This window comes from Halioglobus sp. HI00S01 (genome assembly GCF_001635445.1).
Classification (GTDB): domain Bacteria; phylum Pseudomonadota; class Gammaproteobacteria; order Pseudomonadales; family Halieaceae; genus Halioglobus; species Halioglobus japonicus.
Genome location: NZ_LWEE01000058.1, coordinates 73,243 through 94,257, shown reverse-complemented (window position 1 = coordinate 94,257; position 21,015 = coordinate 73,243). Strand labels below are relative to the sequence as shown.

20 protein-coding genes are annotated in these 21,015 nt (G+C 60.1%); 9 read left to right on the top strand and 11 right to left on the bottom strand.

Going from position 1 to position 21,015, the window contains the following annotated elements:
• Positions 1 to 164: 164 nt before the first annotated feature.
• Positions 165 to 1,568, top strand: coding sequence for a TolC family outer membrane protein (locus A3709_RS08780; RefSeq protein ID WP_066053167.1), 1,404 nt, complete (start codon positions 165 to 167; stop codon positions 1,566 to 1,568).
• 20 nt (positions 1,569 to 1,588) lie between these two features.
• On the opposite strand, the gene waaA is transcribed toward A3709_RS08780, so the two are convergent.
• On the bottom strand, positions 1,589 to 2,860 hold the full coding sequence (gene waaA / locus A3709_RS08775) for a lipid IV(A) 3-deoxy-D-manno-octulosonic acid transferase (protein WP_066053164.1): 1,272 nt from the start codon (positions 2,858 to 2,860) through the stop codon (positions 1,589 to 1,591).
• A 126-nt stretch (positions 2,861 to 2,986) separates the two neighbouring features.
• Here waaA and A3709_RS08770 point away from each other — a divergent pair, with 126 nt between their 5' ends.
• Positions 2,987 to 4,183, top strand: a complete 1,197-nt coding sequence (locus A3709_RS08770; RefSeq protein WP_066053161.1) for an FAD-dependent oxidoreductase — start codon at positions 2,987 to 2,989, stop codon at positions 4,181 to 4,183.
• Positions 4,180 to 4,968, top strand: coding sequence for an aldo/keto reductase (locus A3709_RS08765; RefSeq protein ID WP_066053159.1), 789 nt, complete (start codon positions 4,180 to 4,182; stop codon positions 4,966 to 4,968). Before A3709_RS08770 ends, A3709_RS08765 begins: the two co-directional genes overlap by 4 nt.
• Before the next feature lie 15 nt (positions 4,969 to 4,983).
• Here the strand turns inward: A3709_RS08765 and hldE are convergent, their stop codons facing one another.
• On the bottom strand, positions 4,984 to 6,414 hold the full coding sequence (gene hldE / locus A3709_RS08760) for a bifunctional D-glycero-beta-D-manno-heptose-7-phosphate kinase/D-glycero-beta-D-manno-heptose 1-phosphate adenylyltransferase HldE (protein WP_066053158.1): 1,431 nt from the start codon (positions 6,412 to 6,414) through the stop codon (positions 4,984 to 4,986).
• A gap of 104 nt (positions 6,415 to 6,518) precedes the next feature.
• Here hldE and A3709_RS08755 point away from each other — a divergent pair, with 104 nt between their 5' ends.
• Positions 6,519 to 7,136 (top strand): class I SAM-dependent methyltransferase, encoded by a 618-nt coding sequence (locus A3709_RS08755; protein WP_066053156.1) that lies wholly within the window; start codon positions 6,519 to 6,521, stop codon positions 7,134 to 7,136.
• A gap of 420 nt (positions 7,137 to 7,556) precedes the next feature.
• On the opposite strand, the gene A3709_RS08750 is transcribed toward A3709_RS08755, so the two are convergent.
• The 3 genes from A3709_RS08750 to A3709_RS08740 are packed head-to-tail and all read right to left on the bottom strand — an operon-like array spanning position 7,557 to position 10,565.
• Positions 7,557 to 8,633: a prenyltransferase gene (locus tag A3709_RS08750; RefSeq protein ID WP_066053153.1), complete on the bottom strand. Its 1,077-nt coding sequence runs from the start codon at positions 8,631 to 8,633 to the stop codon at positions 7,557 to 7,559.
• Complete coding sequence (locus tag A3709_RS08745) at positions 8,630 to 9,346, bottom strand: class I SAM-dependent methyltransferase (protein WP_066053148.1); 717 nt, start codon at positions 9,344 to 9,346, stop codon at positions 8,630 to 8,632. Before A3709_RS08745 ends, A3709_RS08750 begins: the two co-directional genes overlap by 4 nt.
• Positions 9,333 to 10,565, bottom strand: coding sequence for a glycosyltransferase family 4 protein (locus A3709_RS08740; protein ID WP_066053145.1), 1,233 nt, complete (start codon positions 10,563 to 10,565; stop codon positions 9,333 to 9,335). Before A3709_RS08740 ends, A3709_RS08745 begins: the two co-directional genes overlap by 14 nt.
• A 312-nt stretch (positions 10,566 to 10,877) precedes the next feature.
• Between A3709_RS08740 and rfbA the strand changes: the two genes are divergently transcribed.
• Together rfbA and rfbC are read left to right on the top strand one after the other, a co-directional pair.
• Complete coding sequence (gene rfbA / locus A3709_RS08735) at positions 10,878 to 11,783, top strand: glucose-1-phosphate thymidylyltransferase RfbA (protein ID WP_066053143.1); 906 nt, start codon at positions 10,878 to 10,880, stop codon at positions 11,781 to 11,783.
• Positions 11,773 to 12,318, top strand: a complete 546-nt coding sequence (gene rfbC / locus A3709_RS08730; protein WP_066053140.1) for a dTDP-4-dehydrorhamnose 3,5-epimerase — start codon at positions 11,773 to 11,775, stop codon at positions 12,316 to 12,318. Before rfbA ends, rfbC begins: the two co-directional genes overlap by 11 nt.
• Here rfbC and rfbB read toward each other — a convergent pair.
• Both rfbB and rfbD read right to left on the bottom strand, forming a co-directional pair.
• Positions 12,315 to 13,382, bottom strand: coding sequence for a dTDP-glucose 4,6-dehydratase (gene rfbB, locus A3709_RS08725; RefSeq protein ID WP_066053136.1), 1,068 nt, complete (start codon positions 13,380 to 13,382; stop codon positions 12,315 to 12,317). The two genes, rfbC and rfbB, sit on opposite strands and share 4 nt — an antisense overlap.
• Positions 13,383 to 14,255, bottom strand: coding sequence for a dTDP-4-dehydrorhamnose reductase (gene rfbD / locus A3709_RS08720; protein WP_066053133.1), 873 nt, complete (start codon positions 14,253 to 14,255; stop codon positions 13,383 to 13,385).
• Between the two features lie 79 nt (positions 14,256 to 14,334).
• On the opposite strand from rfbD, the gene A3709_RS23640 reads away from it, so the two are divergent.
• The 3 genes from A3709_RS23640 to A3709_RS08705 are packed head-to-tail and all read left to right on the top strand — an operon-like array spanning position 14,335 to position 17,287.
• Positions 14,335 to 15,849 (top strand): hypothetical protein, encoded by a 1,515-nt coding sequence (locus A3709_RS23640; RefSeq protein ID WP_066053130.1) that lies wholly within the window; start codon positions 14,335 to 14,337, stop codon positions 15,847 to 15,849.
• Positions 15,846 to 16,577 (top strand): lipopolysaccharide kinase InaA family protein, encoded by a 732-nt coding sequence (locus A3709_RS08710; protein WP_066053128.1) that lies wholly within the window; start codon positions 15,846 to 15,848, stop codon positions 16,575 to 16,577. The genes A3709_RS23640 and A3709_RS08710 overlap by 4 nt, the downstream gene beginning before the upstream one ends.
• Positions 16,574 to 17,287 (top strand): sulfotransferase family protein, encoded by a 714-nt coding sequence (locus A3709_RS08705; RefSeq protein ID WP_231871147.1) that lies wholly within the window; start codon positions 16,574 to 16,576, stop codon positions 17,285 to 17,287. Before A3709_RS08710 ends, A3709_RS08705 begins: the two co-directional genes overlap by 4 nt.
• Here A3709_RS08705 and A3709_RS08700 read toward each other — a convergent pair.
• Genes A3709_RS08700 through waaC form a run of 4 tightly spaced genes read right to left on the bottom strand, consistent with a single transcriptional unit; the run spans position 17,284 to position 21,011 of the window.
• A complete protein-coding gene (locus A3709_RS08700) occupies positions 17,284 to 18,033 on the bottom strand; it encodes a lipopolysaccharide kinase InaA family protein (protein ID WP_066053125.1) in 750 nt (249 codons plus the stop codon). The two genes, A3709_RS08705 and A3709_RS08700, sit on opposite strands and share 4 nt — an antisense overlap.
• Positions 18,030 to 18,875 (bottom strand): lipopolysaccharide core heptose(I) kinase RfaP, encoded by an 846-nt coding sequence (gene rfaP, locus A3709_RS08695; protein WP_066053122.1) that lies wholly within the window; start codon positions 18,873 to 18,875, stop codon positions 18,030 to 18,032. Before rfaP ends, A3709_RS08700 begins: the two co-directional genes overlap by 4 nt.
• Positions 18,868 to 20,013 (bottom strand): glycosyltransferase family 4 protein, encoded by a 1,146-nt coding sequence (locus A3709_RS08690; protein ID WP_066053119.1) that lies wholly within the window; start codon positions 20,011 to 20,013, stop codon positions 18,868 to 18,870. Before A3709_RS08690 ends, rfaP begins: the two co-directional genes overlap by 8 nt.
• The gene (waaC, locus tag A3709_RS08685) at positions 20,010 to 21,011 is read right to left on the bottom strand and encodes a lipopolysaccharide heptosyltransferase I (protein ID WP_066053116.1); all 1,002 of its coding nucleotides are present in this window, start codon (positions 21,009 to 21,011) and stop codon (positions 20,010 to 20,012) included. The genes A3709_RS08690 and waaC overlap by 4 nt, the downstream gene beginning before the upstream one ends.
• Positions 21,012 to 21,015 lie beyond the last annotated feature (4 nt).

Below are 21,015 nucleotides of genomic sequence, written 5' to 3'. Positions count from 1 at the left end.
CCATGCAGGGCACGATCTATGTCATGGACCTGCTGGCAGTGTACCACTTATGATGGCCGTGACTACGTCCATTTTGGGCGGCAGTTCACACAATGCAAGGAACACTAGCGGCTGCTAAACTCTCTTTTTGCTTTTCGCCGCACTACCTTTACAGGGGAACCAATATGAAACGGACCGGAGTGGCGTTAATCGCACTGACACTCTCGATGGGCGCAAGCGCAGAATCCCTGCGCGATATCTATGAACTCGCACTTGAAAATGACGCCCAGCTCAAAGCGGAAGAAGCAATCTACCTGGCCAACAAGGAAAGTGAATCACTGGGACTCTCCGGCCTGTTACCGCAGATCGGCGCCAGCTACTCGCGCTCGGGCTCTGACACAGACACTGACTCGGAAAACTTCACCCTGACCGAAGACGGTATTGCCACGATTTCGTCCACCACCACATCAGATACGTATACCGACGCCTTCTCAGTGTCGCTCAACCAGCCGCTGTTTGACCTGCCGGCCTGGTTCAGCTTCAAAGCGGGCAAGGAACAGAGCAAACAGGCTGAGGCCACCTTTGCCGGCAACCAGCAGAATCTGATAGTGCGCACGGTTGATGCCTATCTGGCAGTGCTGCGCGCACAGGACAACCTGACCGCCTCGATCGCCGAGGAAAAAGCCTTTGAGCGCCAGTTAGAACAGACCCAGCAGCGCTTTGAAGTAGGTCTGATCGCCATTACCGACGTCTACGAAGCCCAGGCGGCTTACGATTTGTCGCAGGTAAACCGCATTGTGAACGAAAACGACGTTGCGGTTGCACTGGAGCAATTGTCGGTACTGACCGGCCAGAAACACAGCAGCCTGAATGTGCTGACCGATACATTTGAGCCCAATCCTCCGGAGCCCAATGATCGCGCGGCCTGGGTAGACTTTGCCCTGCAGAACAATTACGCGCTAAAAGCCGCGGAATACGCCGAGGAAGCAGCACGCCAGAACTCCAAGTCAGCGGCGACCGGCCACGCCTTCAAGATTTCCGGTAGCTACAGCTACTCCGATACTGAGACCGACGGCTCCCGCACCATTGATCCGGCCAACGACTTCCTGAGCCCACCCTATAACGCCACCGATGGCGACCAGTGGTCGGTTAACCTGAGCCTGCCGCTGTACTCTGGCGGCGCCATCAGCGCCAACCGCCGCCAATCAGCACAGCAATTCAATGCCGCCCGCGAACAGCGGATTAACCTTAGCCGCAATACGGTGACCAACACGCGTTCGCTGCACATGACAGTGAACAGCAATATCAGCCGCGTAAAAGCGCGCAAACAGAGTATTGTCTCTTCGCGCAGTGCGCTGGATGCCACCCAGGCGGGCTACGAAGTGGGTACACGTAACGTAGTAGACGTGCTCAACGCCCAGCAAACCCTGTTTGCCGCGGTGCGCGACTACTCCAATAGCCGCTACGACTACATTTACAGCATACTGCTGCTCAAGGAGCAGGCTGGCCTGCTGAGCCCGGAGGACATTTACAATCTGGATTCCTTCCTGATCACACCTGCGCCGCCGACAGCCAGCGAAAGCGAATAATCCCTATCGCCCGGCGCTGCTCAAGCGCCGGGCACTCGTTCGTCCACCAACGCCGTCAGGCGCGCCAACGCCCCGCGATTCTCGGCGACCACCTGTTCACCGGCCTCACCCATGGCCTGCATTACATTGGGTGCCGCCAGTATCTCCATCAGACAACGACCCAATTCATCGCCATCGGCAACCTGGCGCATAGCGCCAGCAGTGGTGAGCAGTTCAGTAATCTCGGTGAAGTTGAACATATGCGGGCCACTGACTACAGGCACACCCCAGGCCGCAGCCTCGAGGACGTTCTGCCCGCCGTGTTGGATGAAGCTGCCGCCTATGACGGCGATATCAGCGACACCTGACAACAGCCGCAGCTCGCCCATGGTGTCACCCAGATAAACGTCGCGACCGGCCTCAGGGGGACGGCCCGAAGAGCGGCGAACCACATTGAACCCCTCTCGGGCACACAGTGCGGCCACGCCGTCGAACCGTTCCGGGTGGCGCGGCACCAGCAACAACAGGGCGTTGGGGTGGTGTTCACGCACCTCACCCAGGGCCTGCAATAGCAACTCGTCTTCGCCCGGATGGGTGCTCGATCCCAGCAGCACAGGCGCGTTCGGCCAGGAGGATTTCAGGGCCGTCGCTTCGGCCCGCAAACTGTTATCCAGATCGATATCGAACTTAATGCTGCCGGTCACCTGGAGCCGGTCCGCGGCAAGCCCCAGCTGGACAAAGCGCTCACCGTCCGCCCGGGACTGACAGGCGACCAACGTCAACTGCTGCATCATCTGCGCTGTGAGTCCGGCCACCCGCTGGTAACCCCGGGCAGAGCGCGCCGAGAGGCGAGCGTTGGCAAGAATCACCGGGCACTGATTGCGCTGGGCGTGGTGTAACAGGTTGGGCCACAGCTCGGTCTCCATGACCACCAGTAGTCCGGGCTTTACCCGGGCAAAGAAACGGGCCACAGCCCCGGGCATGTCCCAGGGCGAATAGACATGAAATACGCGCTCACCAAACAGCGAGCGGACCCGGTCCGACCCAGTGGGTGTTGTGGTTGTGACCACAATATCAGCTTCGGGGTAGCGCTGGAGTAAATGCTCAATCAGGGGCGCGGCCGCCAGGGTTTCCCCCACCGACACGGCATGCACCCACACTGCGGTGCGAGGCAGATCGGGCCGCGGCGCGAACCAGCCAAAACGCTCGGCCAGACGCTGACGATAGACAGGCGCACGCCGCGAGCGCAGCAGCATGCGCAGCAGGATAAAGGGCAGCAACAGGTAGAATAAGGCGCTATACACGTAGCGCATGAACAACTCCAACGGCGTTAGTGGGGCAAGCATACCGCCTGTGGCCCTTCACTGACCACTGCGAGAATCGCCCACTCGGAAAAGTGATTCGAGTTATAATCGCGTTTTTGTTTCCAGGGAGCGGGCATGACCGCACCGGTAATCCAACCCGACATTGCCATCATTGGCGGCGGCATTGCAGGCCTGTGGGCGCTGTGCCAGCTGCGCAATGCCGGCTACCAGGCCATCTTGTTCGAGCAGGAGGCGCTGGGCAGCTATCAGACGGTGGGCTCCCAGGGCATGATTCACGGCGGTATCAAATATGCACTCTCTGGTGCCCTGAGCAACAGTTCGGAAACGATTTCCAGCATGCCCGGCGTATGGCGCGAGTGCCTGGCAGGCAACGGCAAAGTCGACCTGCGCAACTGCGAAGTGCTCAGCGAGGATTTCTATCTCTGGTCTGACACCGGCCTCACCTCACGCGTGGGTTCGTTCTTTGCCAGCAAACTACTGCGCGGCCGCGTCGATCGCCTGGCACCCGCTGACTATCCGGCGGTGTTGGCCAATCCCGCGTTCAAGGGTCAGGTCTACCGCCTGATTGACCTGGTACTGGATGCACCCTCCCTGGTCAAAACCCTGGCAGATCAAAGCGACGGCGCCATCTTCAGCATCGACTGGAACACCAGCACCCTCGCCGTCGACAGCCGCCAGGCCATTATCGATACCCCCTTTGCCCAGGTTTGCCCGCGCCAACTGATTCTCGCCGCCGGCGCAGGCAATGAGGGCCTGGTACAGGCTCTGGGAGGCAGCTCACCAGCCATGCAGCGGCGTCCACTGCAGCAAGTCATCGTCAAACACGAGTATCCCGAGCCCTTTTACGGCCACTGTACCGGCGGCAGCCCTAGCCCTCGCCTGACGGTGTCCAGCCACCGAACCAGCGCGGGCGAGCCGGTGTGGTATCTGGGCGGCGATCTCTCCACCGAAGGCGCCGACTGGGAACCACAGCGGGTCATTGAGCGCGCCAAGGCAGAACTGGATGAGTTATTCCCCTGGATTGACTTCGGCCACTGCGAATGGCGCACCCTGCGCCTCGATCGCGGCGAGCCGCGCCAGTCAGCGCTTAAGCGCCCGGACACCGCTTACGTCGGCGCTGTCGACAGCGTCGACAACGCCCTCGTGACCTGGCCCACAAAGCTGACCCTGAGCCCCGATCTCGGCAACGAACTGGAGCACACCCTGGCCAGACGCGATATGCGCCCCGGACCCAGCGCAGACCTCGCGCCCCTTGCGGGACTGGGTCAGCCACCGATTGCCAGCGCGCCCTGGGATACCCTGTTCTCATGAGTTGGATGCGCCCGCTGGGATCCACCGGCATTGACGTGAGCGCCATTGGCCTTGGCACCGTGAAGCTGGGCCGCGATCAGGGCGTGAAGTATCCCAACGGGTTTACCATTCCCGATGACAGGCAGGTGCTAGAGCTGTTGGCCCAGGCCCGCGACCTGGGCATTAACCTGATCGATACGGCGCCGGCCTATGGCGTCAGCGAAGAACGCCTGGGCACGTTGCTGGCCGGGAACCAGCGCGACTGGGTGATCTGTTCCAAGGTCGGCGAGGAATTTTCTGACGGGCAGTCGCATTTTGATTTCACCCCGGAGCACACGCGCTTCTCGATAGAGCGCAGCCTTAGCCGTCTGGGTGTGGATGCCATTGATATTGTGCTGGTGCACTCAGACGGCAACGATATGCACATCATCGAGACACTCGGTACCTTGCAGGCATTAGCGGAACTGAAACAACGCGGTCTGATCAGAGCCTTCGGCATGTCGACCAAAACTGTTGAGGGAGGCCTGGCCGCCGCAGCGCAGAGCGATGCTGTCATGGTGACTTACAATCTGGCCCAACAAGAGGAAGCCGAGGTACTCGACGCCTGTGCCGCGCAGGGAAAGGCCGGCCTGATCAAAAAGGCGCTGGCCAGTGGCCATCTGGCTGATATCGACAACCCGGTTCAGGCGTCCATGGATTTGATATTAGGCCATGCGGGCAGCACAGCCGCCATCGTCGGCACCATTACACCTGCCCACCTGCAGGCCAATGTGGCTGCCGCAAGACAGGCGCTCGGCGGCGGCTAACCCGAATTCACCGCGTCAGCTGTCTTGCTGGATCTGGTTGACAATGGCCGTGGTGGAGAGGTTTTCAATCACTCCCAGCACCCGCACCTCACCGCCATAGCCCTCGACAATTTCCCAGCCGACCACCTCTTCCTTGCCGGCATAGTCGCCGCCCTTCACAAGCACATCCGGGCGCAGCGCTTCCAGCAGGGAGCGCGGCGTGTCGTCTTCGAAACAGACGACCCAGTCCACCGACTCGAGCCCGGCCAGCACCGCCATACGGCGATCCTCGGGATTAATAGGCCGCCCCGGTCCCTTGAGACGTTTCACGGACGCGTCGCTGTTTACGGCCACAATTAACCGGTCACCCTGTTGCCGGGCCTGCTCCAGGTAGCTGACGTGGCCGGCGTGGATAATGTCAAAGCAACCGTTGGTAAAGACCACACGTTCGCCCTGGACACGGGCATCGGCTATCGCAATCTGCAACTGCTCCAGAGTCATTGCCCCGCGTTCAGAGCCATGCTCCTGCTGCACCGCACGGCGCAACTCCGGCGCACTGACAGCGGCGGTGCCGAGCTTGCCCACCACGATACTGGCAGCAACGTTGGCCAGCCCTACCGCCAGCGGCAGATCGGCACCCGCGGCAACCGCCGTCGCCAGGGTGGCAATGACGGTATCGCCAGCACCGGTCACATCAAACACTTCGCGAGCGCGCGCCGGCAGGTGCAATTCCTCTTCACCCGGACGCAGCAGCGTCATGCCGTGTTCGCCACGAGTTACCAGCAGCGCAGATAAATCTAGCTCCGTCATCAACTGTTCGCCGCGACTCACCAGTTCAGCCTCGCTGGGGCAATGGCCGACCACGGCCTCGAATTCGTGTAGGTTGGGGGTTAACAGGGTGGCACCGCGATAGCGGCTGAAGTCGGTGCCCTTGGGGTCTACCAATACCGGCACACCGGCAGCCCGGGCTGCCGATATCAGCGGCGCGGGACCAGCCAGCGCGCCCTTGGCGTAATCTGACAATATCAGCGCACCGCATTGCTGCAGCCGCGCCTCGAGGCCGTCGGCCAGGGAATCGCCGCTGGCCGCAAGCGCGTCCTCCTCAAAATCGAGCCGAATCAACTGCTGGTGACGGCTGATCACCCGCAGCTTGGTAATCGTGGGCTGGCCTTCTACCCGCGTGAATGCGCAGTCGACACCAGCGCCCATCAGCATATCCTGCAGCGAATCCGCCATCTCGTCTGCGCCGGTATACCCCTCCAGGCTCGCCGCCGCGCCCAGCGCTGCAATATTCAGGGCCACGTTCCCGGCACCGCCCGGGCGGTCCTTGATCTGCTCTACCTTGACCACGGGTACGGGGGCCTCGGGCGAGATACGCGACGTACCGCCCTCCCAGTAGCGGTCGAGCATGATATCCCCCAGTACCAGCACACGGGCCTGGTCGAATCGGGGCATCTCAAGTTTCATTGGCAATTCCTTGGCTTGGCAATGGCGGCATCATACCACGCCCACAGCCTTGCCTTGTCGGGGCAAACGGGCTACTTTGCCCTGCCCCAAAAGGACCACGACTCATGATTCCAGACCTGCCCGCCGACATCGACCAGATCAAAGGCTTTCTCGCCGACGACGAGGCCGCCGCCCTGTACGAACACGCGCTCGCCGAGAGCAGCAAGGGCCCGGTGCTGGAGATTGGCAGCTACTGCGGGAAATCCACTATTTACCTGGGTCTGGCCTGTCGACAACATAGCAGTACGGTGTTCGCCCTGGACCATCACCGCGGTTCAGAAGAGCATCAACTGGGCGAGTTCTTCCACGACCCGGACCTCTACGACGGCTCAGAAGGCCTTATGGATACGTTCCGGGAATTTCGCCGCAACATGCGCAAGGCAGATCTGGATGACACCGTCGTCCCGGTCGTCGCCGGCTCCGAAGCCGCCGCCCGTCACTGGCAGACTCCCCTGGCCATGGTATTCATCGACGGCGGCCACAGTCTCGAGGCAGCCCTGCTCGACTACCGTTGCTGGACCGCTCACCTGATGCGCGGCGGGATACTGGCCATTCACGATTTGTTCGACGACGCTCATGCGGGTGGCCAGGCACCTTATGCGGTGTATCGGATGGCCAAGGCTTCTGGGTTGTTTGAGGATCTGGGGCAGGTGAATACGTTGGGGCTTTTGCGGAGGCTGTAATTACGCTGGTTCTTTTTTTGCTAAGCGGGACGTGTAAGCCTTCTCGCTTCCCGAAACCACTGCGAGCCCATCCATGGGACGTTTCGGCGTCCGGCATCCTGCCTCCCGACGATTTCGGGAAGCGAGAAGACTTACCCGCCCCTCCGATCGTTCATCACCCTGAACACACCAATAACTCGTCCCGTGAGCCAAACTGAAATCAAGCACCATCACAGCGGTATCAGGTTTTCGCCACCATCAGGCCGCGCTCAGGTTTTGTGGAAGAGACGAAGGGCTTTCCGCGGTGGGTGTTTGAGGAGTGCTTGAGGATTGCGCAGCAATCCCACTCCGAGTTACGCCGCGGCCGTAGTCTCTAGAACAAAACCTGCGGCCGTGGCGAAGGCCTGATACCGCTGGGATGGTGCGGCTAGCCAAGAACGATCAATCCGCTTTGGAGATACGCTCTTCAGCGGAAGATTCAATGCCCAACAACTGAGTCGAGCAGAACAACTGTGACGCCGCAGTGTGCTCGGTCAGCGCATCGGCAGCCATCAGGATAGCGCCCGCCGTCCAGGTGGGTTTTTCGTCGGGCCAGAGCAGGTCTTCAACCATCTGGTAACCCGTCCAGTAAGAACCGTCGTCCAGACGCCACTGATGCAGCCAGCTGTAGACCTCAACCGCGCGAGCATGATCGCCCGCCGCCAGCAGTGCCATCACCAGCTCGCAGGATTCAGCGACAGTCACCCAGGGCTCGTCAGACACACAGCGACAACCCAGGTCTTTTTCGACAAATTCATCCCAGCGCTTGTTCAGACGCGCCAGCGCCTCTTTATGGGGCAGAACACCGGTGAGCACCGGGTAAAACCAGTCCATGGAGTAGCGTGCTTTGCTTTCCCAGGTGCGATCAAAGCGCTCCGGCTTATGACGCAGGGCATGGCCAAGACGCTCGCGGGATTCGAGCCACTGGGGGCGGTCCTCGCCAAGGGTGTAGGCAATATTGTGGGCGCATTCGAGGCTCTTGTAGATAGAGCTGCACCCCGTGATTAGGGCGTCGCCCTTGGGATTGCCGTCAGCGTCTACCGCCCAGTGAATTTCGCCGTGCTCGGTTTGCAGGGCAAGGACAAAGCCGATGGCCTTGTCGACCATGGGCCACATGGCGCGCAGGAAATCCCGGTCTTCGGTAACCAGGTAGTGATGCCAGATACCTGTGGCCACGTAGGCCACAAAGTTGGTTTCGCGGCGCTCGGCGTTGTCGACGTCCTCGCCGCGGTAGGCGGCCCACCAGCTGCCATCGACCAGCTGCATGCTGTACAGCCACTCGTAGGCGCGGCGCGCGGCATCGAATTCACCGCCAATCGATAAACCCATGGCCGCTTCAACGTGGTCCCAGGGGTCTGCGTAACCGCCATCGAACCAGGGAATTTCACCGCTGGGACGCTGGGTTTCGAGAATGAATTCTACCGTGGGGCGCAGGAATTCCGACGGGAACAGGCCGCGGCTGAGATACAGGCCGCTCATGAGGTGGCTTCCTTGCGGAAGTACATCACCACACTTTTACCCATGACCGGGTTCATCAGCTTCTCTGACACCCGGGTCAGTGCCGGTTGCTCCATCAGGTCCCAGACCAACAGGCGGTGGTACTGTTTCACCAGCCAGTTGTCGTCCTGATTGTTCCAGAACATGCACTTCAGCCACCAGAACGGCACATGCAGGGCGTGGGCCCAGTGGCGGTGGTAACGGGCAAAGCCGAGCTGCTCGATGTCTTCGCGCAACTCGTTGGCGCGGAAAATACGGATGTGACCGCCGGGGGTGTTGTAGTAACCCTCGCTCAGGGCCCAGCAGATTTTCTCGGGCCAGCGGCGCGGCACACTGGCGCAGAACAGGCCGCCAGGCTTCATAACGCGTTCTATCTCAGCGAGCGCACCGCGGTAGTCCGGAATGTGCTCCAGGACCTCGCTGCAAATCACTTTATCGAACGTGTTATCGGCAAAGGGCAGTTCCAGCGCGTTGGCAGACGACAGGCCGAAGGTCTTGGCATCGTTGTCGGGCTCGTCGAAGTGCTCGAACTTTTCCTGGGTAGTTTTCAGATCGTTCAGCGACAGATCAACGCCTACGGAATGCACATTGGCTTCAACGTAGGCGGAAATCACATGACGTCCCTCGCCGCAACCGAGGTCGAGGACCAGGTCGCCGTCTTTGAGGGGAAAGTGGTCAAAATCAACTGTCTGCATGCGCCAGTACTTCTCGGTAATATGCTGTCATTTCGCGCGCGCAAACCTGCCAGCAAAATTTCTCTTCAATGCGGGCCTTGCCGGCCTCGCCCAACTGCGCCCGACGGGCCGGGTCCTGCAGTAACTCATCGATCGCCGTCACCATGGCGTCGACATTCTTCGCCGGCACTATCACACCGGCATCGCCAACCACTTCAGGCAGGGCGCCACCGTCGGTGGATACCACCGGCACACCGCAGGCCATGGCTTCGCCAGCGGGTAGGCCGAAGCCTTCGTATACGGAGGGCACCACCGCAACACTGGCCTGGGCGTAGTAGCGCACCATTTGTTCAGTGCTGATACCACTCACAAACTGGATCTTGTTTTCCAGACCCAGCTTCTTCACCAGTTTTTCAGTCTTGCCTCCCGGCAGCGGCTTGCTGACCAGCAGCAACTCCAACCCGGGGTACTTTTCCAGCAGCCTGGCGTAGGAGCGAATCAGGTAGCGCGTGCCTTTGAGTGGCGCATCAGCGCTACACGTGGCCATCAGCCGCAGCGGGCGGCGCTCAATATCCGGCATGGGGCGGAACATTTCCGTGTCGATACCGTTGTATACCAGGCTGATTCCCGCCGGCTGCAGGCCGAAGTCGCGGGCAATATCCTGGCGCGAGCAGTCCGAGACAGTCACAACATTGTGCAACTGCTTGACCACCTTCTTCTGCATGTTGAGGAACGAGTGCCAGCGACGGATCAGCAAACGCTCCCACGCGCCGCGAGCGGCGCTTAGTGCAATGCGCAAATCACTGGTAATCGGATGGTGAACGGTCGTCACCAGCGGCAGGCCCATGTCCTGCAGCTGCAACATGCCCCAGCTGAGGCTCTGATTGTCGTGGATGAGATCGTACTCACAGCCGTGCTCTTTCAGGTATTTCACCGCGCGCCGGCCAAAGGTATAGGGCTCGGCGAAACCGCCCGTCAGCTTGCTGGTCCACTCGATGATGTTAGTCATCGACTTGAGGTGATGGGGGCGCAGTGAACCCAGGCCATTTTCGAATAAATCGAGGCTGGGTAGTTCAATCAGGCGAACCCGCGGATCGAGGTGCGGATAGGGAGGGCCGGAAATAACGTCCACTTTATGGCCTGCATCAACCAACGCTTTGCTAAGATAGCGGAGGTAAACACCCTGTCCGCCGCCGTGAGGCTGACTGCGATAGCCGAGCAGTGCGATGCGCAGCGGCATTGCTGGCGCAGCAACAGGCGCCGCGGGAACATGCGGTTGAGCCTCTGTAGATAGTGTCTCGACTTGCCTGATGGGGGCATCCTCTCAATATTTATGGGGTAAACGCAGGCGGGCGGGGGACGGCGCTTTATCGTTGTACGCATCCACCGGGAGTTCCAGCGCCTGAACTTTCCGGCAAAGAGGCTAGATTTTAAGCAGCGGGCGGTTAAAAATCCAGCCCCTGTACGGCCGTACAGTCAGTGCCGCGGCTTCGTCAGCCATCGTAAAAAGCCGCTATAATTGATCCCTTTTATCAGGCCAAGATCTGTTCTCATGAGTCAAACCCCCTATAAGGGCATCATTCTCGCCGGCGGCTCCGGTACCCGCCTCCATCCATTGACCAGTACGGTCTCCAAGCAGCTCATGCCGGTTTACGACAAACCCATGATTTACTACCCGCTGGCGACGCTCATGCTGGCGGGCATACGCGATATCCTGGTGATTACCACGCCCCGCGACCAGGCGGCCTTTGCCGACCTGCTCGGCGACGGCTCCCAGTGGGGAATCAACATCAGCTACACCGTTCAGCCCAGCCCGGATGGTCTGGCCCAGGCCTTTATTCTCGGGGAAGACTTTATTGGCGCGGATCGTGCCGCCCTGGTGCTAGGCGACAACATTTTTTACGGCGGCGGTTTTAGCCTCAAACTCAAGAGCGCGGCCCAGCGAGAGGCTGGCGCGTCTGTGTTCGCCTATTATGTGCAGGATCCAGAACGCTATGGCGTGGTCAGCTTCGACGCCGAGGGCGTCGCCCAGGACATCGAGGAAAAGCCCGAGCAACCCAAGTCACACTACGCCGTCACCGGCCTGTACTTTTACGATAACGATGTCATCGACATCGCCAAGAGTATCCGGCCGTCACATCGCGGTGAACTGGAAATCACCGACGTTAACAAGGTGTACATGGAGCGCGGCGATCTCAATGTTGAGGTGATGAGCCGCGGCAGCGCCTGGCTCGATACCGGCACCCACAATTCACTGCTCGACGCCGCCAACTTTGTGCGCGTTGTAGAAGAGCGGCAGGGATTAAAGATCGCCTGCCCCGAAGAAGTGGCCTATCGCATGGGCTTTATCAACGAAGAACAGCTGCTGGCGCTGGCGGCCCCGCTGGAAAAAAGCGGCTACGGCGTTTATCTGAAAAGCCTGTTAAACGAACGAGGGGTAGTATTCCATGAAGTTTGAAGCGACACCGCTGGAAGGGGTGTACCTGCTAACGCCCAAGGTCTTCGGCGACGAGCGGGGCTTTTTCATGGAGAGCTGGAACGCAGCGACCTTTCGCGATTTTGGCTTTGATCTCAAGTTTGTGCAGGACAACCACTCGCGTTCGGCACGGGGGATTTTGCGCGGCATGCACTACCAGCGGGAGCACACCCAGGGCAAGCTGGTGCGAGTCACCTCCGGGGCGGTCTTTGACGCCGTGGTCGACATGCGCAACGACTCACCGACCCTGGGCCAGTGGTATGGCGTTGAATTAAGTGCTGCCAATCACCAGATGCTGTGGGTGCCGCCGGGGTTTGCGCACGGCTTCTACGTCATGTCTGAGTTCGCTGACTTCCAGTACAAGTGCACTGACATCTACCACCCTGCCAGTGAGGTATCGCTGGCCTGGGACGATCCGCAGGTAGGTATAGAGTGGCCGATTCCGCAGGGAGAATCGCCCCAGCTATCGGCCAAAGACGCCGAGGGCCTCGCCCTGGGCGAAGCCCCGCTGCTTTAACGATTGAGCAGCGGCCGCCACCAGTCCTCGTTGTCGAGATACCAGTCGAGGGTTTTGGCCAGGCCTGTCTCAAAGGTTTCCGCCGGCGAATAGCCAAGCTCGCCACTGATCTTGCTGGCGTCGATCGCGTAACGCCAGTCGTGGCCGGCGCGATCTTCCACAAAGGTAATCAGATCGCGGGCGCTTTTGCCCGCGGCCTGGGGAGCATCGGGGAAGCGCGCCGCCAATGACGCATCCGCTGCAAAGCGCGCATCCAACTGTTCGCACAGCAAATTGACGATATCGAGATTGTTCCACTCGTTGTTGCCGCCAATGTTGTAGGTTTCGCCGACCACGCCATCCAGAATCACTTTTTCAATACCGCGGCAGTGGTCCTCCACATAAAGCCAATCTCGAATATTGCTGCCGTCGCCATACACGGGCAGTGGCAGGCCGCGCAGGATGTTGGTCAGGCACAGGGGAATCAGCTTCTCGGGGAAGTGGTAGGGCCCGTAGTTGTTGGAGCAATTACTGGTGCTGACCTGCAGGCCGTAGGTGTGCAGATAGGCGCGCACGAGATGGTCCGACGCTGCCTTGCTCGCCGAGTAAGGTGAGTTGGGCTCATATTTCTGCTCCTCGTAGAACCCGGGCGCATCCGGGGCGAGGGAGCCGTAAACCTCATCGGTAGACACATGGTGAAACCGGTGCGGCAGCGGCTCAGCGCCACCGAGCCAGTATTCCCGCGCTGCCTGTAACAGGCTGTGCGTGCCTACCACGTTGGTTTCAATAAAGGCATCGGGGCCGGTAATCGAGCGGTCGACATGACTCTCCGCGGCAAAGTGCACCAGGGTATCCACCTGGTGTTCGCGCAGACAGGCAAGCACTGCCGCCTTGTCGCAGATATCGGCGTGGACAAACGTAAACCCTTCTGTGCCCTCCAGCCCTTCGAGGTTTGCGCGGTTGCCGGCGTAGGTCAGGGCATCATAGGCAACAATGCGATCGCCCGGGTGCTGTGCCCGCCAATAGTAAACGAAATTTGCGCCGATAAACCCGGCGGCACCGGTAACCAATAGTGACCTGGCCATTTACAACTCCTTTAATTCCTGCAGCATGGCGCGCAATTGCTCACGCCAGTGGCGGCCATTCATTTCCAAATCGCGCCAGCTGCTGCGCTTGTCCAGCACACTGAACGCCGGGCGCGCCGCCGGCGTGGGGTAGTCACTGGCAGGAATCGGCGCGATCGCAGGCGCAGTGGCCAGTAGTTCACAGGCCACACCCTCTTCGGCAATGGCCACGGCAAAATCGTACCAACTGCACACACCGGCGTCCGACCAGTGGTAAATCCCGCCGACCTCGGGTCGGCTCGCTGCCTGCCACAGGGCCGCGGCAAGACCCCGAGCCCAGGTGGGCGTACCGATCTGGTCGGCAACTACCGCCAGTTGGTCACGCTCGGCCATCAGCCGCAGCATGGTTTTCACAAAGTTCGCGCCGAAAGCGGAATACACCCAACCGGTGCGCATGATCAGCGCGTCCGGCGCAGCAGCCAGTACCTGTTCTTCACCGGCGAGCTTGGTCCGGCCATAGGCACCAATAGGGGCCGTCTGAGCGTCGGGGAGATAGGGTGAACTGGCCAGGCCATCAAATACGAAATCGGTGGATACATGCAGCAGACGTGCGCCTGCTGCCACGCAGGCCCGGGCGAGATTACCCGCTCCGTCGCCATTAATGCGCATGGCTTGCTCGATCTCTTCCTCAGCCTTGTCCACTGCAGTATAGGCGGCGGCATTGATCGCCAGCGAGGGTTGTTCACGCGCTATCAGAGCTTCGACAGCTTCAGCGTCGCCTATATCCAGTTCGCTGCGGGTCAGGCTAACGCACTGCGTGGAAGCCGGTGCTGTACGCAGTAACTCCTGGCCGAGTTGGCCGCCTGCGCCGGTGACTAAAACTTTCTCTGGCAAAACAACTCCTGGTGGGGGCGATGCTGGTTTCCGCTGGTTGCCGGCGTTAGACTAGCCACAAACGAAACCAAGTAAAAACGTGTACCCGAACCCAACTTCAACTTCCCTGTCCCATCTCGATTATCGCTGGGTATTTGCCGCCAGCTCGCTGCTGTCGGCCTGGTTAATCGCGATCGACCCGCTGATTAACCGGGACGCTATCATATACCTGCGTGCCGCCGATGCCTACTTACAGCATGGCTTCGCGGCCAGTCAGCAGGAGTTCGGACGCCCCCTGCTATCAATTTGCATTGCGCTTATCCACCAGTGGACCGGGCTGCCCACCCTGTGGGCGGGGCAATTAATTACGACCCTGGCCTATGCGGTGCTGTGCACGGGCTTTGTCGCCGTCATCCACGTGCTCGGCGGCGATCGCCGTATCCAGTTGCTCGGCGCCATCGTGGTGTTATCGCACCCACTGCTCAATCATCTGCGCAGCTCCATCATGCGCGACCCCATCTACTGGGCCCTGCTCATACTGGCGTTTCGGGAATTACTGCTGTATCTGCGCAGCCCCACCCTCAAATACCAGTTCCGTTGGTTCAGCTATATCGTGCTCGCCAGCCTGTTTCGCTTCGAAGGCCTGTTTTTCGCGGCCCTGGCACCGCTGGCCGTGCTGTTTACCCGAAACGTCGATCAGCGCCTGCGCCACTGCCTGCATTTACTCATTCCCCAGCTCGTCGCCATTGGTATCGCAGCCGCAGGTATAGTCCTCTATCGGCAGGGACTGGGTAGCGATACAAATCTATTTCCGGCCATTAACCAGTATCTGGAGCGACTCTGGGCTTTCCCCGGCCAATTCGCGGCAATGTCGCAAGCCACCGGCGAGGCCATGCTTGAATTTACGGCGCTGGAAGATGCCTCTATTGCAGTGACCGCCGGCCTGCTCGCGGTGCTGGCAATTAATATTTGCCGAGCCATTACCTGGCCGTGGGTTGCCGTGCTGGTGTGGGGCCGGCTGACAGGCCTGCTTGGGCGACTGCGTAATGACGATGTGGTGCTGTTGCGGGCGCATGCGCTTATCGCGCTGCTCTATCTCGCCCTGTTTATGCTGATCAATCGCTTCATGCTGGAGCGCTACAGCATACAGCTGGTGTTGTTCCTGCTGCTATACCTGCCCTTCCTGCTCGGCACGCTTTGGAACGCCGGCGGCTGGCGCAAGGGACTGGTTATTTTGCTACTGGTGGGAATGAGCCTCGATACCGTGCTCACGGGCGATGGCGATAAACGCTTCATCCGCGAGGCCACACAATGGGTGGAACAAAACACCGACGCCCAGGCCAGTATTGCTACCAACGAAAAATATATCGCCTATTTCAGCCGTCGCGACTTCGACTGGACCGCAGCCCTGGGCCAGGAGTTCAAGCTCCAGAATCTGATAGCCAAGAGCCGCCACTGGCGCAACAAGGATTACCTGGTGATCTACGTTCGCCGCCGCGACGAAGCGCCCTGGGCCGAGTTTCTGGCCAACAACCATCTGACCGAGAGCCGATCCTTCGCCAGCAACAATCCCAAGAAAGGCCGGGTCGCCGTTGTGCAGGTTGGCGAGCCGTGAACTACCAGGCGCTGGCGGAAACCCTGGCAGACGAACGACTGCCTGAGGGCTGGCGCATGGTAGGCAGTTCCGTTCACGCCCGGGTGGCAGTGAATGGCGACGGCAGCGTGCACTACAAGGAATTTCTGCCCAGGGGGCCACTGGAACGCCTCAAGGCATTGGTGCGCGGCTCTCGTGCCTCCCGTGCTCGCACCCACAATGCACTCTTGCAGCAGGCCGGGTTCAGGGCGCCCGACAATCTGGCCTGGGGCAAACTGCCTGCCGGCCGGGAGTACCTGTTCAGTTCCACGGTTCCCGGCTACGGGGTCACCACCTGGCTGCGCGACACGCTGATTGAACGCCATGGCGCCGATCTCGCGCAGCGCCGCCAGCTATTGCGGGAACTGGGCACGTTTATTGGCCGCATGCACGCCGCAGGATTCGTCCACGGCGATTTGCGGACCAGCAATGTACTGGCCGAGTTTCAGAACAGCCACTTTCAGTTCGCGCTGATCGACAACGAACGCAATGTTTTCAGGACGCCCGCTGCTGGCCGCGCTATGCTGCGTAATCTAATGCAGCTGAACATGCTGTTGCCAAGCGACGTCAGCGACCGCGATCGCATGCGGTGCTTTTGCGCGTGGCGCACCCAGATGGTTGAACTCAGCGACACCGAGGCCCGGGTACTGGGCCTGCGTGCCTACCAGTGGGCCATGGAGCGGCTGCAGGCCAAGGGGAAAGTGCAATGAACCTACTGACCAATCTGCTGTGGCGGCTCATGCCCGCCAAAGAGCGCGAAATGCTGCTGGCCTACGCACCTCAGTATCAGCAGCGTCACATCGAGCGCATCCTCAAGGGTCGAGCAACTTACCAGCCCTGTTTTGACGAACACCAGGCTTTGTTCATCCACGTCCCCAAATCGGCGGGGCGCAGCGTGGTGCGCGGTATGTTTGACATCAAATCCGTGGAGCACGCACCCGCAGACTGGTACCAGCTACTCGACCCCGACAAGTATCGCCGCTACTTTAAATTCACCTTTGTTCGCAATCCCTGGGACCGGGCGGTGTCGGCCTACACGTATCTGCAACAAGGCGGCTCCGCGGCGAGCAGCGACGACAGTTTATGGAGTGAGTTCGTCGGCAACTTTGCCTCGTTTGACGAATTTGTCACGCAGTGGATGACGCCTGAAAACGTGATGCGCAATGCCTTGTTCACGCCGCAGATTGTGTTCTTAACCAACCGGTTCGGTCAGATGGATATGGACTATGTCGGCCGCTTTGAGAATTTACACTCGGACTTCAGTGCTATCGGCCAGAAGCTTGGTGTGGAACGCGAGCTGCCCCACCTGAACCAGAGCCGTTCACAGCCCTACCAGACGTTTTACTCTGAGGCGTCACGGCAGCGGGTGGCCGAGGTGTATCGGCAGGATATCGAGGCGTTCGGGTACAGTTTCGACTAGACCAGACGGTGACCGCGCTCACCGTACTTGCGCAAGTGCCTGGCGCGGAGCTTGTCCAGCAGCGGCTGCATGCGCACTTCGATGTCCCGCGCGGGAACACAGCGATCTTCGGCGTACGCTTCCAAAAATGCCGCGTAGTACTCTGGTGCCAATCCCATGTCTTCGGCATTAAGGGTAAAACGAGCCACATCCCGAACACAGTGTCCGCTGGAGGGGCCGGCAGGGCAGACAGCCTCAAGATCCACAAGGTATATTGAGGACTGACTCACCAAGAAGTTACTCCACTTGGCATCGCCATGGCTGTAGCCGGCCTCGTGCAGCGTTGCCAGCACCGCGCCGGCGTGCGCCATCAGATGTTGCAACCTCGCAGGTTTCAGTCCTTCCACCCAGAGATGCTTCAAGTCCTGCCCATCGATTATGGCCTCAGTAAGCAGCAGCACACCATCAGGCATAAGCGCACAGGCATGCGGCGCAGGTACTTCAATGCCCAACGCAGCTAACGCAACGGCGTTGTCAAAGGCAGCTACCCCGCGGCAACCCCCGAAACGAAATTGCAGACGTTGAATCATATTTTTGGGGCGGTAGTACTTGGCGTAATGCAGTTCACCGCCGAGCTCTACCAATGCAACCAACGAGTACGGGTCTTGCTTGAGCACCCTACCCTCGCGCTGCAACCACGCAGCAGTGCCCTCGCTGTCGCTCAGAGCCAAGGGTGCGTCACCGCGCAGTAGGCGCAGCGCCGTCACGAGGCCGCCAGTGCGGGCGGCTCACGCCCGTGATCTTTGCGATACAGTTTAATTGCAGCGCGCTCAACCGCACGCCATAGCGAGACATGCTCTGTCAGTGCTGGCCGCAGGCCTCCGGGGGTATACCAACGCATAAACCGCAGCAGGTCGCGGCGACTGACGCCACAGTCCATCGCCGAGAAGTACAGCCCTCCCAGATCTTTTACTAGCCAGCGCCGCGGGGTGCTCGCCCGCAACTGGGCCCGATGTAAATCAATCAGGTGACAGGTGGGACTGGCGCTGGCCAGGGTTTGCTCGTCCAGATGAAAGTGGCACAGATAAAAGTCGCGATGGTTAATACCTGCACGGTGCATGCGCCCTGCGCTATCTGCCAGCTTGCGCAAAATTTTCAGGCGCGTTGAAAACATCGGCGGGTGACTTGCCCATGAGGCGCAGTAGTCTTCAAGACTGACGGTGCCAACCAGATCGTCAGTGACAATCATGGAGTGCTGGCGCGCCGGGTTGGCACCGAAGCGGGCATAGGCAGCCACGCTCATGGTATCCACCCCCAGTTCGGTCAATGCCAGCACTGCGCGATACTCATTGCTCGCGCCCAGCACGGGCAGTCGCAGCTGCAGCAGATTCTTACAAATTTCGCCCCAGCCAATACCGCTGTGCAACTTGAGAAAATAGGAATGGCCGCCGCGACCAAAGCGCAGTGTTTTGCGCCCTTCCTTGTTGCGGTAAACGTCTTCTGCGGGCGCGCTGCCGGCCACCTCGTCGGCCCAGTGCAACAGCGCTTGCGCAGAGGATGTCAGGCCCTCAACGGCAGCGATATCTTCGCGCACATAGCTCTCAGCCACGGGCCTTATCCAGTTTGTGCATCACGCTGCGCTCAATGATTTCCGCTCCGGTGCTGTGCATGGAATACAGATCGGTCACCTCAGCGTACACCAGCCCGGTGTCTCGACACTGCTGTCGATAAACTCCATCGAGACAGCGCAACACCGCCAGGTTCAGGTCTTCCTGCTGGAAGGGTGAACGCAATACAAGCCCCGCTTTGGCCCGAACGATGTGATGTGCATAACCACAGACCTCCGTGCAGATGACCGGCAAACCCGCCACCAGCGCTTCCAGCAATACAATACCGGCAGCCTCATCCAGGGCCGGGTGAATCAAGGTATCTGCACCGAGCAGCAACTCCGGAATATCATCCCGGCCGCCGAGGAATTCCACATATTCATCGACCTTGAGCTTGCGCGCCAACCAGCGAAAACGCCGGGTCTTGTCCTGGCCTACCACCAACAGGCGTATTTTCTGGTGTGGCTGCTCTTCACGCACATGCGCCAGCGCATGGAGGGCCCGATCCAGCCCTTTCTTGATGAATCCAGAACCCACGAACAACAGCAGCATTTCGCCCGTCTCAGATCCCAGCTGTTCCCTGGCAGCGCGGCGCCGCTCGGCCGCATCCGGCCCGGCTCGACGATCAGGCGAGATACCCGGCGGCAGCATATGCATACGCGCTTCGTCCGTGTGGTAGTGCTGCACAAATTTCGCTTTCTCCGTCTCGGAGATCAGCAGAATTTCTGTGTCGCTTTGCGGCCCGAATACCGCCGCTTCATAGGCTGAAAAATGACGGAAACGGCCGCCGCGCCTATACAACACGCCGCGCTCATTCAAGGCCTTGTCGAGATAGCAGGAGTCAGCCGCGTAATAAACATCCAGACCGGGCATTTTGTTAAAGCCCACCACGCCATCGACGGGGTCCGCAGCGAGATCACGGCTCACCCAGGCGAGAAATTTCTCATTGCGCCGGTGATGGGTATTGGCTTTGACAGGAACGTGACGCAGCTCGGCGTCGGCAATGGCATCTCCCTGCCAGCTGATGTAGTAAATGCGGCAATGGTGTCCTCGCGCCTGGCACTCTTCGACAAAGCGGCGGAAATCACGCTGCATCCCACCGTAGGGGAAGTACTTGTAGAGCAGGAACGCCAGCTTCACGCCGACTTCTCCTGCGGCAGCACCGCGGTGAGCTTTGACCATACGTCTGTTGCGGAAATAGCAGTCATCATCGCCAGCGGATCGTCGGTATCTTCAGGCCCTACCGGCGACTGGATATGCACCTGGTGCTGACCGTAAGCCCCGATCAACGCGGTATCCGTTGGCCCGTACAATGACACCGTCGGGACATCCAGCGCGGCAGCGAGATGGCCGAGGCCAGTATCCACAGCAACCGCCCCATCCACCTCCAGCAGCATACTCGCCAGCCCCCGCAAGTCCAGGCGCGGCAACACCCGACCGGTGCCGGCGGCAGCGACGATCTGGGCCGCCCGGACTTTCTCTTCTTCGCTGCCCCAGGGCAACCACACAGGATAACCCGCGGCATCGGCTAACGTCAGCAGCTCGGCCCAGTGCGCCACCGGCCACAGCTTTTCTGCGCGGGCCGTGCCGTGAAAAAACATCAGGCCACGACAGCGCTTTTCACGTGTGCGGGCGAGGTTGGCCCGAACGCCATAGTCGCCCCGCTCGCTATCAATTGAGTACCCAAGGACGCTGGCAAACAAGCGCCGGGTGCGCTCCACCGCATGCATTTGCACCGGCACGCTGTACTTGTGGTGATAGGCGGTCGCCGCCAAACCTTCACGGGCGCTATGCTTGTCGAACCCGGCAATGGGCGTTTGCGCCAGCCGCGAGACAAAGGCGCTCTTGAGTAAGCCCTGTGCATCGATGACCAGATCGTAATGACGGCTGCGCAACTGCTGGCGGAAATTGCGCCACTCGGGGCCCGTAAAATTGCGCAGCGGACGTTTGCGCAAGCGTCGGAAGGCAATGGGCAAGGTTCGATTCACTGCCGGATGCCACGCGGGAATTTCCGCAAAGGCTTCTTCCACCACCCAGTCAAACTGAATGCCGGGAACCGCTCGGGCAGCATCCGTCACTGCGGGCAATGTATGAATCACATCCCCCAGCGACGACATCTTGACTATGAGAACTCGCATCAGG

What these genes read in the sequence shown, in the direction of transcription:
- waaA (WP_066053164.1), bottom strand. Translation starts at nt 2,860, where the DNA reads ATGCGCTACGTGTATAGCGCCTTATTCTACCTGTTGCTGCCCTTTATC.
- A3709_RS08780 (WP_066053167.1), top strand. Translation starts at nt 165, where the DNA reads ATGAAACGGACCGGAGTGGCGTTAATCGCACTGACACTCTCGATGGGC.
- waaC (WP_066053116.1), bottom strand. Translation starts at nt 21,011, where the DNA reads ATGCGAGTTCTCATAGTCAAGATGTCGTCGCTGGGGGATGTGATTCAT.
- rfbC (WP_066053140.1), top strand. Translation starts at nt 11,773, where the DNA reads ATGAAGTTTGAAGCGACACCGCTGGAAGGGGTGTACCTGCTAACGCCC.
- A3709_RS08740 (WP_066053145.1), bottom strand. Translation starts at nt 10,565, where the DNA reads ATGCCGCTGCGCATCGCACTGCTCGGCTATCGCAGTCAGCCTCACGGC.
- A3709_RS08770 (WP_066053161.1), top strand. Translation starts at nt 2,987, where the DNA reads ATGACCGCACCGGTAATCCAACCCGACATTGCCATCATTGGCGGCGGC.
- A3709_RS08765 (WP_066053159.1), top strand. Translation starts at nt 4,180, where the DNA reads ATGAGTTGGATGCGCCCGCTGGGATCCACCGGCATTGACGTGAGCGCC.
- A3709_RS08705 (WP_231871147.1), top strand. Translation starts at nt 16,574, where the DNA reads ATGAACCTACTGACCAATCTGCTGTGGCGGCTCATGCCCGCCAAAGAG.
- rfbA (WP_066053143.1), top strand. Translation starts at nt 10,878, where the DNA reads ATGAGTCAAACCCCCTATAAGGGCATCATTCTCGCCGGCGGCTCCGGT.
- hldE (WP_066053158.1), bottom strand. Translation starts at nt 6,414, where the DNA reads ATGAAACTTGAGATGCCCCGATTCGACCAGGCCCGTGTGCTGGTACTG.
- rfbB (WP_066053136.1), bottom strand. Translation starts at nt 13,382, where the DNA reads ATGGCCAGGTCACTATTGGTTACCGGTGCCGCCGGGTTTATCGGCGCA.
- A3709_RS08755 (WP_066053156.1), top strand. Translation starts at nt 6,519, where the DNA reads ATGATTCCAGACCTGCCCGCCGACATCGACCAGATCAAAGGCTTTCTC.
- A3709_RS08750 (WP_066053153.1), bottom strand. Translation starts at nt 8,633, where the DNA reads ATGAGCGGCCTGTATCTCAGCCGCGGCCTGTTCCCGTCGGAATTCCTG.
- A3709_RS08745 (WP_066053148.1), bottom strand. Translation starts at nt 9,346, where the DNA reads ATGCAGACAGTTGATTTTGACCACTTTCCCCTCAAAGACGGCGACCTG.